Source organism: Vagococcus proximus (genome assembly GCF_029143285.1).
Taxonomy (GTDB): Bacteria; Bacillota; Bacilli; order Lactobacillales; family Vagococcaceae; genus Vagococcus_D; species Vagococcus_D proximus.
Genome location: NZ_JAPDSH010000001.1, coordinates 69,795 through 82,249, shown reverse-complemented (window position 1 = coordinate 82,249; position 12,455 = coordinate 69,795). Strand labels below are relative to the sequence as shown.

Sequence of the window (12,455 nt, the reverse complement as noted above, 5' to 3'; positions counted from 1 at the left end):
GTTATACTGGTATAACAAAAAGTTATAAGCGAGTTTGTACATAATTTTCATTTATAACCTATCCTATCTTAACCATGAGGAGATTACTTTTATGCTTGATTATCGTTATGAAACATTTATTATTTTATCTGAAACACTTAACTATACAAAAGCTGCTCAACAACTTAACCTAAGTCAGCCTGCTGTTACGAAACATATCCAGTATTTAGAAAATCATTTAGAAGTGAAGTTAGTTGATTATAAGAAAAATCAACTAAGATTAACAAATGAAGGTCACTTTTTAAAAGAGCAACTTTTAGGTCTAAACACTGAGATAAACACCCTTAAAGCTAAACTTAAACAATCCTATGATACCAAGCCTCTCGTTATAGGAGCCAGTCTAACCATTGGGGAATTTTATATTTGGGATATTGTCAGAACATTCTCAGAACAAGAAGGAATCAAAGTTAAACTACTAATTGATAATACGACCCACCTTTTGGAACAACTCGATAATGGGGATATTGATATCGCGCTCGTCTCTGGCCCTTTTAATAAAGAGGATTATACATCAGATATATTTATTCATGAGCCAATTGTTTGTATCTGCCCCCCTAATCATCACTTAGCTGGATCCAAAGTCCCGTTAAGTGCCCTGACTTCTGAAACTATTATTTTGCGGGAAACAGGTTCAGGTATTTATGGAAGTTGGAGTACAGCAATTCACAAACACGGTTTAACAACCAAAGACTTCCCTAAACAAACGACGGTTGGTCATATTAATTTGATTAAATCGCTTGTACAAAATGGAGAAGGCATCAGTTTTCTTTATCATATGTCAGTTAATGAAGACTTAGAAAAAGGTAAATTAGAAAAAATAGCCATTACAAATGGGGATACAACCGGTTATCCCTTTTCACTCGTGTTGAAAAATAACCAACTTGCCTCTCAACCTATCAAAAAATTTAGGAAACTACTTTTAAAAGAAGGTCTGAAACATGATAAAAATAACCATGCTAAATTTTAGCATGGTTATTTTTATTATTATCCATTAAGACGTTTTGCAAATTTATTTCCTAAAATTCCACCTGCAACTAAGGTAATTAGGAAGATCCAACCTGATAATGAAAAATGAGCAATTGGTGTATATAGCGCCCCAACATTACACCCATTAGATAAACGAGTACCGAATCCCATACATAATCCACCAAGAGCATACAATCCTGCATCTTTGACTGTTAATCTAGGAATAGCACGCATTGTTTTCATAAATAAACCTGATGTTAGAATGAAGACTAGTGTTCCTAAGAAAATTGCAAAATTTTGAACAGTGACACCATTCGAAAGTAGTGGACCACCGTATACATCTGCTGATTTATGGGTAAAATCTGCTAAGCTCTCTGCAGATACTCCAAAAATCGTTAATACTTTACCAAACCAGAAACCATAAGGTGTTGAGGCACCCCAACCACTTTTCGTAACGCCCATAAGTAAAGCAAAAATTATTGTAATGATGAACGCACCTTGTTGTAGCGTCCAAGGCTTAACAAACACTCTATTATATGTTGTGTCACTTGCTAACTCGAAGTTTTCTATATCCATTGGTTCGTTAACTTCTTGCATACGTTCTGATAGCACACCAGTGTATGTATTTTTTTTACGACGAGATTGTTCATAACGGAATGATAAGAAAATAACGACAGCTGCTAAAATAACCGTTAAAATAGTAGCACCTAAATAACCATCTAAGCCATCCCATTTGAACCAGTCAGGGAAATAAACACCTTTAGCAAATTTAGCCCCTGTTTCAGATGTGAACCATGAATCAGTAATCCATGATTGTGTACTTTGAACTGGGAAACCAATAAATACACCAAAACAGAAGAAAATTAGCGTAATCCCCGCTCTTGGTAAATCTGTCACTAAATCTGTTAACACACCAGATGCACAACATGATGAAAATGACATACCAAAGCCAAATAGAATACCACCTAATACTAATCCTAAATTAATTGGATTAATTGATAAATCATAAGCTGTTAAATCTTGAGCAAATAATAAAAACGCGACATTGATAATTGCTGTAATCACAAACATAAACATTAATGTTCTCATTAATTTTGTTGAACCTGTGTTGTAAGCTCTGTTAACACTACCCGCAAATCCTGTATAAGACCTAGATAACGTGTATCCTAACGCTAACCCAATAACTAATCGGAAATATAACGCGCTTGTTTCTAATACAAAAGGTCCTCCTGCAAGTAACACAGCTAACAAAATAAAACCGATAATTTTGTCTTTCTTCTCCATAAATTACAACTCCTTCTTTTTTCTAACCAAAGTATACCTCACCTTTGTGAAAAAGAGAACAGCTTTTTATAAAAAAATTCAAAAGAAGTTCACATTTTTTTCATAATTCCACCTAGAAAATATACATATTGCAAAAAAAACACTATTATCCAGTCGATAGACCCTTTTCATTTGTGCAAAAAAACACTAAAAAAATAAGCCACAATCGTGACTTATTTTATCTTCTTTTTTGTATTTTAGGGACTAAGCCTTCTTTAAAATTACGTCGTGCCACTTCAAAAAAGATTAACCCGCCTGCAATGGCTCCTGCTAAGGCAATCACTTGAATACCATGTTCGACAGCTTGATGATAGTCCCCAATTAGTAAACTATACGTCATTTTATATGATGTCCCACCGGGAACGACTGATGTAATTCCTGGGATGTTGTATAAAGTAGCCGGCGTTTTCAGTTTTCTCGCAATAATGTAACTAATCCACGCAATAGATAAGGCACAAATAAAAGTAGAAATAATATTACCCATTCCGATTAATAAACAGAACCAATAGATCATCCAACCACCTGCACCAGCCCAACCACTATATATAATTCTGTTTCGAGGAACTTGGAAAATAATAGCAAATCCTACAGCAGATATAAAGCTTAGGGCAAATTGCTCAATAAATTTTAATATAAATACTGATATTGTCATACTATGATTACCCCATCACACTGAAGGCGACCGCTATACCGGCACCAATCATCAAGGCTATAATTAGCGCTTCAACACCACGCGAAATCCCTGATAAAATGTGTCCTTCCTGTAAATCTCGAACGGTATTGGTTAATGCCACACCAGGAACAAGTGGCATGATACTGCCAATAATCATATCGTCTAACGAATGGCCAAACCCTGTTTTTAACATTAAAAAAGCTAAAATTCCCATTACAAAAGCACCAACAAACTCATCCACATATTTTAATCTTAAATAATTCGCACTTAGCAAGTACGCAATATAGCCTCCTGCTCCAACAATACATGTTGGAATAAAGTCAGCCCATGTCCCACCTAGTAAGATCATTAAACTCGCACTAATTAAAATGGCACAAATCGTTTTTAAGACAGGCTCTAAAGGAGGCATCACACGTTGAAGCTCACGTAACTGTTTATTTAATTCCTTTATATCAATCAAATCACGAGATAACAAGCGTGATAAATCATTTACAGCTGAAACCTTACCTAGATTAATTGTACGTTCGCTTACACGTTCCATTTGGATTTTCTGCGTACCTTCGAGCCCCATTAATACGACAGTTTGAGTCACAAAACTCTTCCCTACTTCATTTTTACATGCGGCAATACGATTCATTGTATCCTCCACACGGTACATCTCTGCTCCATTTTCTAGCATAACCTTTCCTGCTAGGGCGCATGTCTCAAGTAAGTACTCTTTATGGTCCATGAACTGCCTCCTTTCTATAAATGCTTGTCTCTGGTCAAGCTTTTTTCACATTCATCATAACAAGGCAAACAGGCAATGACAACCATAAAGTATCTAATATTAAGAATTACTTAGTGATTGAAATAGCTCCTCTAATTTGTTCTAATGACTTTTCAGATTTTTCTATATTTTGGTACATCACATTCACATACAATGCGTCAATCAAGCTTAGTTGAGTGAGTCGTGTCGCCAAAGCTTCTGGTCGGTAGTCAATCTCTTTTGATGTGGATAACAAACAACAATCTGATAGTTCTGCCAATGGTGACAATAAAAAACTAGTGATAACGATTAACTTCGCACCATTTTTTTTAGCCAGTCCAGCAATTTGTAAACTATCTTGACTTTGTCCAGAATGTGAAATAATCACCGCACAATCTTGTTCACCCATACGAGCCGATTCCATCAACTGAATATGATTATCAGTATTACATCCCACGTTAAGCGGACTTCTTAAAAACTTATGAAAGGCATCTAAAGCAATTACATTAGAACCCCCACTCCCAAAGAAAATCACTTTTTCAGACTGGGTTAGAATATTAACAGCTGCTGTCATTTGCTTATCATCTAATAAATCAATCGTATCTTGCAAGGCTTGTTGGTTAGACGCAAATACTTTTTGAGCAATTTCGCGTGGGCTATCTTTTTCAGTAATCCCCTCATATATAACATGCTCTTTTGCTCTTTCACTTTGAACAACTGAGGCTAAATCTATTTTAAATTCTTTATAGCCTTTATAGCCTAACCGCTGACAAAAACGGAAGACAGTTGATTCTGCCATCCCCAGTTGCCTAGATAAATCACCAATCGATTGATGAATAATTTGATCGGGAAAATTTAAAATATAATCTGCAACCTGTTGCTCCTTACGACTTATATCACGATAAATTGTGTTTATTTTTACTTCAATGGGATTTTTCATGTTGAAAACTCCTTTGACTTTTTTATTTAGGTCTTAAAAACCTTTTTTACTTTTCTTGATTATACCATGTCACTAAAAAAATAAAACTTTTATTTGTTGTTGCATAAAATAAAATTTTATTTTATACTAACTTTAATAAATAAAACTTTCACAGGAGTGAACACATTATGAATATTGGGATTATCGGTTTAGGAAAAATGGGATTGAACTTAGCAATTAATATGGCGCGTCAAGGACATACTGTAGTTGGAACAGATGTTATGCCTGACAGTCTTGAAAATGCTAAACGCGCAGGTGTCAAAACTGAAGCGACTTTAGAAGCATTTGTTAATGCCCTACCCGAAAAGAAAATCATTTGGATTATGGTTCCTAACGGTGAGCCGTTACAAATTGTACTAGATCAATTAAGCACTCTATTAACTCCAGGAGATATCATTATTGACGGTGGTAATTCTAACTACAAAGTTTCTCAACAACACGGTATCGACTTAAAAGAAAAAGGTATTTTCTTCTTTGATTGTGGGACAAGTGGTGGAACAAGCGGCGCTAATAACGGGGCTTGTCTGATGATTGGTGGCGATAAAAATGTCTTTAAAGAAATTGAACCTCTATTTGATAGTATTGCAATCGAGAATGGCTACATGTATACAGGAGAAGTCGGCAGTGGTCACTTCTTAAAAATGGTTCATAACGGTATCGAATACGGTATGATGCAAGCCATCGCTGAAGGCTTTGATGTTTTAGAAGGCGGACCTTTTGATTATGATTTAGAAGCTGTTGCAAAAGTTTGGAATAACGGCTCAGTTATCCGATCATGGTTAATGGAATTAGCTGAAGAAGCTTTCCAAGAAGATGCTAAATTAGACAATATCAAAGGTGTCATGCACGCCTCTGGTGAAGGAAAATGGACAATCGAAACAGCTTTAGATTATCAAATCCCTACGCCTGTTATTGCTTTATCATTAATGATGCGTAATCGCTCATTATACGACGATACATTTACAGGTAAAGTCGTAGCTGCTTTACGTAATGGCTTCGGTGGTCATGCTGTTGAAAAGAAATAGGACACAGAAAAAAGGAAGGACGTTTAAACGTCCTTCCTTTTTTAATCGACTTTCAGTAAGTCATATTGTGATTGGTACAAGTGATGGTATAGCCCTCTTTCTGCCATTAAAGCATCATGATTACCTGCTTCAGCCACTTTTCCTCCATCAATATAGAATATCTTATCACTATTTTTGATTGTTGATAATCTATGGGCAATAATGAATGATGTTCTTCCTTTTAAAAGCTGTTGTAACCCAATTTGTAACAGCTCTTCTGTTTTCGTATCAATACTTGATGTTGCTTCATCTAAAATTAAAATCTTAGGATCAGCAAGAAGTGCTCTAGCAAATGAAATAAGCTGACGTTGCCCTGCTGATAGAGTACTTCCTCTTTCTTCTACCACAGTGTGGTAGCCATCTTTTAAATCTTTGATAAAATCATGGGCTCTTACTACTTTTGCGGCTTCCATAACTTCTTCCTCTGAGGCATCCAGTTTACCATATCTAATGTTTTCCAAAATTGTTCCTGAAAAAACAAAGGTATCTTGAAGCATAACACCCATTTGAGTTCTTAATGACTCTAATGTCACATCACGAACATTGATATCATCAACTTTTACTTCACCTTCATTTACATCATAGAATCGACTTAATAAATTAATAACAGTTGTTTTCCCTGCACCCGTCGGGCCTACTAAAGCAATACTCTCACCAGGATTAACTGTAAAATTAATCCCATCTAAAATATTACGTCCCTCTTCGTAACGGAACACCACATCTTCAAATGTCACTTTCCCCTTAATTTCAGGCATTTCAATCGCCCCAGGTAAATCTTTAATATCAGGTTCAACATCCATTGTTTCAAATATACGCTCTAGATAAGCTGTAGCAGTAATTAATGAGTTATAGAAATTCCCAATGTTGATAACAGGGTTCCAAAAATTATTAATATAACCAATAAATGCAATTAATGTTCCTGTTGAAACATCCACACCTAATCCACGAATTCCTACAAAATAAATTAAACTCGTTGTTATCACTGAAATATTTTGAACAGCTGGCCATAATAAAAATTGAACTTTTACAGCCTTCATGTATGAATCACGGTAAGCATTACTTATCTTAGAAAAATTCTCAAAACTTTCTTCTTCTCTCGCAAATGATTGTGTAACCTTAATACCTGAAATACTTTCATGGATGTACGCATTCATATTTGATTGTTTATTACTCAATTCTTGATACGCTTTACGTTGAAGTTTTTTTATAAACATCACAAGAACAAATAAAACTGGTAACAAAATCAAACTGTATAATGTTAACTTAACATCAATCATAAACATCACAACTAATGTAATAATGACACTAAATATATCAGATATTAAATTAATCAATCCGTTACTCAATAAATCACTCAACGTATTAATATAGTTAACGACCCTAATTAATATTTTACCGTGTGGACGATTATCAAAATAAGAAAAGGGTAATTTTTGTAAATGAACAAAAATAGAAGAACGCATATCTTTTAACACATCTTGCCCGATTTCAGTAATAGACTGAATACGATACCTCATACTCATACCAATCGCAATAAGTGATAGTAAAAAGATAATACCTAATACCATCAACTGCTTAATATCTTTATTCGGAATAGCTTCATCGATTGCTAACTTCGTAAAATACGGACCAATCATTCCTGCAATATTTGCAAAAATAATGACAGCCAGCGTTTTTAATAACGCTTTTTTATAAGGAACAATGTAAACTCCTAAACGTTTATAATAGCTCCAGTTAAATTCCTGAAGTAACTCTTCATCTTTATCATAGGTATTTCTAGCCATAGTACTCCTCCTTTCTAAACCTCTTCACCCAATTGTTTTTGATAGACTTTGAAGTATTCGCCACCTTTTTCAACCAGTTCTTGGTGAGTCCCTTGCTCTACAACACGCCCTTTTTCAAGCAATAAAATTAAATCAGCTTCTCTTACTGATGAAATACGGTGTGCAATAATAAATGTTGTTTTATCTTGAGTTATTTTATTTAATTCTGTTTGAATCTTAGTTTCCGTTTCCATATCTACTGCTGATGTTGTATCATCTAGAATCAAAATAGATGGGTCCTTAGCTAGTGCTCTCGCTAACGAAATACGTTGCTTTTGACCACCTGACAACCCTACACCACGTTCGCCAACAATCGTACCGTAGCCTTCTGGCATACGCTCAATAAAAGCATTCGCATCAGCAATCTCAGCGACACGTCTGATATAACTAGCATCTACATACGGATTTCCAAATGCTATGTTTTCTTCTATTGTATTTGAAAATAAGAAAACATCTTGCATAACCATCGCGATGTGTTCACGTAAATTACGAATAGGCCATTCTGTTGCATTGATTCCATCTATCAATACCTGACCTGAAGTCGGATCATAAAAACGAGCAATGAGATTGACTAACGTTGTCTTACCTGAACCTGTTTCACCTAATATCCCCACTGTCTGACCAGGTTTAGCTGAAAATGAAATATTTTCCAAAACAAAATTATCTGGATCATCTGAAAAATGAAAACTTACATCATCAAAATCAACATACCCCTGCATAATCTTCGTATCTTTTTCTGTTTCAACTGTAATACTTGATTCAGTAGTAATCATTTCTCTAATTTTAATACATGACGCTTGGAAACGTTGAGTGTCATTAATCAGCCATCCACTCATACGCATAGGCATATTAAGCATCCATAAAAAACCATTAAAAGCTACTAAATCCCCTATTGTCATACTTCCTTGAATAACAAATATGCCACCCACTACTAAAGCAATTAAATTCAAACTACCAGCAAAGCCATCTAACCATGGCAAATACTTTTTAGAAACTTTCGCAGAATCCATATTACGCTTTTTATAATCTTCATTGCGTTCATTAAATTTTTCTATTTCATAAGCTTCTCTTGAGAAAGCCTTAACTACACGATTACCACTGATATTTTCTTCTACCATTGAATTTAGCTTAGAGAAGCTTTCTCTAATTTTAAAGAATACAGGGTGAGCCTCTTTTGACATTTTTTGCGTTAAAATGAAAATTAAAGGCGTTATTGCTACTAAACATAGCATTAGCTTCCAACTAATTGTTCCCATCACAATAACAGCCGCTAAGAACCAGAAAATACACTCTAAAATATTATAGGTTACCCAACAGACAAAATGTCTGATCGCCTCTGTATCTCCTGTCATACGAGCCATAATATCACCAACACGAGTATGATTGAAGAAATCAAAATCAAGTTCTTGAAGTTTCAAAAACATATCTTCACGAACTTCAAAAATAACGTTTTGACCAATCCTCTCAAACGTTATTTGATACAGGTAACGTAAAATCGAACGTAGCACTGTAACAACTATCATCCCTAGTAAAATAGGAACAAGTAAACCTGTTTCCTGATTTGTCAAAACATCATCAATAATTCGACCACTCAAAAGTGGATTAATAATAATAAGTAACGAACTAATAATTAATAAAATAATAGCAGTAATGATCTTCACAACATCTTTTTTCATATAACTCCAAATCCATTGAAAATTATTCATAATGAAACCTCCTTTTATTACTTGCTTTAGATTAAGTCATTCTCAGTCACAATTGAATGTATTATTTTGTTTAGAGTGATGGAGAATAGTGTTTAATAAAAAAAGACGTAGATAAATTATCTACGTCTCATCCTACCTCTTATAAAACTCCCATGCCTACAAGCATACCTAACACAAATGAGATCACCCATAATGTCCAAACACCGATACTGAATTTATGGAATTTTTCTTTTGCTTCGTCACTGCCTTTTTTATACACCCAAATTGCCCAGATAAAATGGAATCCCATTAGAATAAGAGCCGCTCCTCCTGTTAATTGGTGTAATCCAAATTGTGAGCCACCATTACCTTTTGCGATTTGATTCATCAACGTTGTTCCTGTTGTGTCAAATATCAACCCACCAAAGAAAAAGACTAAATGTTTAAATTGAATTGTTCCACTTAATTTTTCCCCAAAAACTCCGATACTGTATAAAACTAGGGCAATCATCATTGCACCGCTTGCTAATATTAATTCTGTACTCATGTCTATACTCCTTTTAATTTGTTTTCTTTTTTTGTTTTAATAATAAGGCAAAGACTAAAATTAAAGCCGATGCTATAGAACTCATCAAAAACATGTGTTGATAAGCTGTGTGTGCTGTATGATAAAAAATGTCTAACATTTGAGATTTTTCTGGACCATTTGGCACCTCTTTAATTCCTAATAACATAGATTCAACTGATGAGGTATTTAAATCACTTAGTTTATCCGCTACATATTCTGTTGAAACAGTTTGTTTAATTTTTGGTAATAAAGGTTCAAAACCATTTTGAATCAAGGCTGCATATAAAGTCGGAGCTATTGTTAACCCAACTTGTCTGCTTACTGATAAGGTCCCTAATGCAGACCCTTTTTCTTCTCCTGCTGCTTCTGAAGCTAGAACAGACAGAGGAGCTCCCATTAACATACCAAAACCGAGACCTGTCACTGATGATGTTACTAGGAAACTCGTTGTTGACGTGCTAAAGAAAGCCATACTTCCAAATCCAACAAAAGAAATCAAACTCGCAATTAAAATAGTTTGTCGAGCCCCTTTCTTATCTACGAAGCGTCCACCACTACCAGCACCGACGATTGAAGCAAGTCCAATTCCGGACATATAAACACCTGCTTGGTTCGCTGAAATGCCTAAGCGATGTTCCACATAACTAGGAATATAAACAAAAATCGCAATTAAGGTTCCTGTTAATAGCCCCATTAAAAGAGTCAGCATAAAATTACGATTTGTTAGTAAATGATAAGCTAATATCGCATCTACGTCTTTTGATTCATTCGCCTTTTCAAGTAAGAATAATCCAACAAATAAAACAACACCTAAAACTAAGAAACCTAAAACTTTAGTGCTTAATAAACTCCCTAATAAATCACTTTGTTGAAGATTTGTAATAGCTAACATGAAACTTAAAATTCCCAAACTTAATAACACCGTACCCCAATAATCTGTACGTTTCATAACGTTAATTTTCGTTTCTGGTATCCACATTAAACCTGTCACAATAATAATAATGGCAATTGGTAAATTAATTAAAAATAACCAGTGCCACTTTCCAGTCATATTAAGAACTAGACTCCCTACATTTGGACCAACGACAGAAGCAATCCCATTAACTGCTCCGAGCATTCCCAATAAGCCACCTTGTTTTTCTTTAGGAAATACTGTTAAAACAAACGAACTTGCAATGATAAAAATTCCGCCTCCACCCAGTGCTTGTATAAAACGGGCTGCTAAAAATAAAGTGAAGGTTGGACTTAAAGCCACTAAAAGTGATCCTAAAGCAAAGACTGAAATTTCAATCATAAATAATTTCTTACGACCATATCTATCTGCTAACTTTCCAATAATAGGAGTTGATATCGCCATCCCTAATGTATATAACGTAATTCCCCATGATCCCTGAACTTCAGAAACATTAAACGATGAATTTATTGTTGTTAACGCCGCAGAAATAATGCCGTTATCTAACGCTGACATAAATACACCTAACACTAAAACCATCATTGCTAATTTAGTCGTGTCTTTTTTCGCTACGTGTTCCATTCCTCTCATCTCTTTCTTTTTTTAATAGTGACACAGTGTCACCTAACTGTTATTTATTATAGTGACACAGTGTCACTATGTCAACAGCTAAATCTCTTAGGTACTTTGACTAAATTATCTGTCACTATGACAAAATACTACAAAACATAGGATGTAACCGCTACATTTACTTTTAAAATAAGGTACAATAGACTAGTAAATTAAAATGCTAGGGGTTAAGAAAATGCTACAAATAGATAGTAAAACATTCAATCCAGAAATACTTTATGCATTTGATTGTTGGGGAACCGAAGAAAGTCAGGGGCGCATGCACGCACATAACTTTCCTGAAATCTCAATCGTCTTAGAGGGACAGGCTCACTACATCGTTGAAAATGAAATAGTGACTGCAACAGCTGGAACCGTGATGCTTTTTAATCCCGGAAAACAACACCAAGATAATCAATTGGCTAATACAACTAGTCATCAAATGCATATCGGAATTAAAAATATCTCACTTGAAGGTTACAAAAGAGACCATTTCCCTTTTAATTCACCTATCATTAATTTAGGTGAAAAACAGCATGACTTTTTTAATCTGTGTTGGAAAATAATTGAAGAAAAAAATACTCGATCAATTGGCTATGAAGCGCTTATTAAAACGTTAGTTATGGAAATTATTGTCCTTATCCTAAGAAGTGATAAAAGTGCTCTACTTGATGACACGATTTTAAATGAAAAAGAATCTGATAAAGAAAAACAAAGTATTGTGAATAATATTATTTATTATCTTGAAACACACCATACCGAAGATATTAGTCTAGACCGCCTTTCTGATTTAATGTACATAAGTTCTACCTATATTTCTAAAGTCTTCAAAGAAGAAACTGGCGACTCCCCTATAAATTATTTAATCAAAATCAGACTAAATCGCGCTAAATTACTTCTTCAAAATCAAAATATTACAGTAAAAGAGGTTGCGGAAAGTGTTGGCTATCAAGATGCTTATCACTTTAGTAAATTGTTTAAAAAACATTACGGCATCTCTCCTTCTGAAGTCGAAAAAAAATAAAA

11 protein-coding genes are annotated in these 12,455 nt (G+C 34.6%); 3 read left to right on the top strand and 8 right to left on the bottom strand.

From position 1 onward, the window contains the following. Positions 1 to 91 precede the first annotated feature (91 nt). Positions 92 to 1,006: a LysR family transcriptional regulator gene (locus OL233_RS00425; protein WP_275470410.1), complete on the top strand. Its 915-nt coding sequence runs from the start codon at positions 92 to 94 to the stop codon at positions 1,004 to 1,006. A 17-nt stretch (positions 1,007 to 1,023) separates the two neighbouring features. Here the strand turns inward: OL233_RS00425 and OL233_RS00420 are convergent, their stop codons facing one another. The 4 genes from OL233_RS00420 to OL233_RS00405 all read right to left on the bottom strand — a co-directional run bounded on the left by OL233_RS00420 (position 1,024) and on the right by OL233_RS00405 (position 4,689). After that, the gene (locus OL233_RS00420) at positions 1,024 to 2,289 is read right to left on the bottom strand and encodes a YeeE/YedE family protein (protein WP_275470409.1); all 1,266 of its coding nucleotides are present in this window, start codon (positions 2,287 to 2,289) and stop codon (positions 1,024 to 1,026) included. 217 nt (positions 2,290 to 2,506) lie between these two features. Continuing rightward, positions 2,507 to 2,980, bottom strand: coding sequence for a threonine/serine exporter family protein (locus tag OL233_RS00415; RefSeq protein ID WP_275470408.1), 474 nt, complete (start codon positions 2,978 to 2,980; stop codon positions 2,507 to 2,509). A 7-nt stretch (positions 2,981 to 2,987) separates the two neighbouring features. Next, a complete protein-coding gene (locus OL233_RS00410) occupies positions 2,988 to 3,731 on the bottom strand; it encodes a threonine/serine exporter family protein (RefSeq protein ID WP_275470407.1) in 744 nt (247 codons plus the stop codon). Between the two features lie 106 nt (positions 3,732 to 3,837). After that, the gene (locus OL233_RS00405; protein WP_275470406.1) at positions 3,838 to 4,689 is read right to left on the bottom strand and encodes a MurR/RpiR family transcriptional regulator; all 852 of its coding nucleotides are present in this window, start codon (positions 4,687 to 4,689) and stop codon (positions 3,838 to 3,840) included. A 167-nt stretch (positions 4,690 to 4,856) separates the two neighbouring features. Between OL233_RS00405 and gnd the strand changes: the two genes are divergently transcribed. Continuing rightward, positions 4,857 to 5,753, top strand: coding sequence for a phosphogluconate dehydrogenase (NAD(+)-dependent, decarboxylating) (gnd, locus tag OL233_RS00400; RefSeq protein WP_275470405.1), 897 nt, complete (start codon positions 4,857 to 4,859; stop codon positions 5,751 to 5,753). 41 nt (positions 5,754 to 5,794) lie between these two features. On the opposite strand, the gene OL233_RS00395 is transcribed toward gnd, so the two are convergent. The 4 genes from OL233_RS00395 to OL233_RS00380 all read right to left on the bottom strand — a co-directional run bounded on the left by OL233_RS00395 (position 5,795) and on the right by OL233_RS00380 (position 11,402). Beyond that, positions 5,795 to 7,576, bottom strand: a complete 1,782-nt coding sequence (locus OL233_RS00395; RefSeq protein ID WP_275470404.1) for an ABC transporter ATP-binding protein — start codon at positions 7,574 to 7,576, stop codon at positions 5,795 to 5,797. Between the two features lie 14 nt (positions 7,577 to 7,590). After that, positions 7,591 to 9,321: an ABC transporter ATP-binding protein gene (locus tag OL233_RS00390; protein WP_275470403.1), complete on the bottom strand. Its 1,731-nt coding sequence runs from the start codon at positions 9,319 to 9,321 to the stop codon at positions 7,591 to 7,593. 139 nt (positions 9,322 to 9,460) lie between these two features. Then, positions 9,461 to 9,847, bottom strand: a complete 387-nt coding sequence (locus OL233_RS00385; protein ID WP_275470402.1) for an HsmA family protein — start codon at positions 9,845 to 9,847, stop codon at positions 9,461 to 9,463. A gap of 13 nt (positions 9,848 to 9,860) precedes the next feature. Beyond that, complete coding sequence (locus OL233_RS00380) at positions 9,861 to 11,402, bottom strand: MFS transporter (protein WP_275470401.1); 1,542 nt, start codon at positions 11,400 to 11,402, stop codon at positions 9,861 to 9,863. Positions 11,403 to 11,625: 223 nt separating this feature from the next. Here OL233_RS00380 and OL233_RS00375 point away from each other — a divergent pair, with 223 nt between their 5' ends. Continuing rightward, a complete protein-coding gene (locus OL233_RS00375) occupies positions 11,626 to 12,453 on the top strand; it encodes a helix-turn-helix domain-containing protein (protein WP_275470400.1) in 828 nt (275 codons plus the stop codon). The last annotated feature ends 2 nt before the right edge of the window (positions 12,454 to 12,455 follow it).

What these genes read in the sequence shown, in the direction of transcription:
- OL233_RS00405 (WP_275470406.1), bottom strand. Translation starts at nt 4,689, where the DNA reads ATGAAAAATCCCATTGAAGTAAAAATAAACACAATTTATCGTGATATA.
- OL233_RS00390 (WP_275470403.1), bottom strand. Translation starts at nt 9,321, where the DNA reads ATGAATAATTTTCAATGGATTTGGAGTTATATGAAAAAAGATGTTGTG.
- OL233_RS00425 (WP_275470410.1), top strand. Translation starts at nt 92, where the DNA reads ATGCTTGATTATCGTTATGAAACATTTATTATTTTATCTGAAACACTT.
- OL233_RS00375 (WP_275470400.1), top strand. Translation starts at nt 11,626, where the DNA reads ATGCTACAAATAGATAGTAAAACATTCAATCCAGAAATACTTTATGCA.
- OL233_RS00410 (WP_275470407.1), bottom strand. Translation starts at nt 3,731, where the DNA reads ATGGACCATAAAGAGTACTTACTTGAGACATGCGCCCTAGCAGGAAAG.
- OL233_RS00415 (WP_275470408.1), bottom strand. Translation starts at nt 2,980, where the DNA reads ATGACAATATCAGTATTTATATTAAAATTTATTGAGCAATTTGCCCTA.
- OL233_RS00385 (WP_275470402.1), bottom strand. Translation starts at nt 9,847, where the DNA reads ATGAGTACAGAATTAATATTAGCAAGCGGTGCAATGATGATTGCCCTA.
- OL233_RS00420 (WP_275470409.1), bottom strand. Translation starts at nt 2,289, where the DNA reads ATGGAGAAGAAAGACAAAATTATCGGTTTTATTTTGTTAGCTGTGTTA.
- OL233_RS00380 (WP_275470401.1), bottom strand. Translation starts at nt 11,402, where the DNA reads ATGGAACACGTAGCGAAAAAAGACACGACTAAATTAGCAATGATGGTT.
- OL233_RS00395 (WP_275470404.1), bottom strand. Translation starts at nt 7,576, where the DNA reads ATGGCTAGAAATACCTATGATAAAGATGAAGAGTTACTTCAGGAATTT.
- gnd (WP_275470405.1), top strand. Translation starts at nt 4,857, where the DNA reads ATGAATATTGGGATTATCGGTTTAGGAAAAATGGGATTGAACTTAGCA.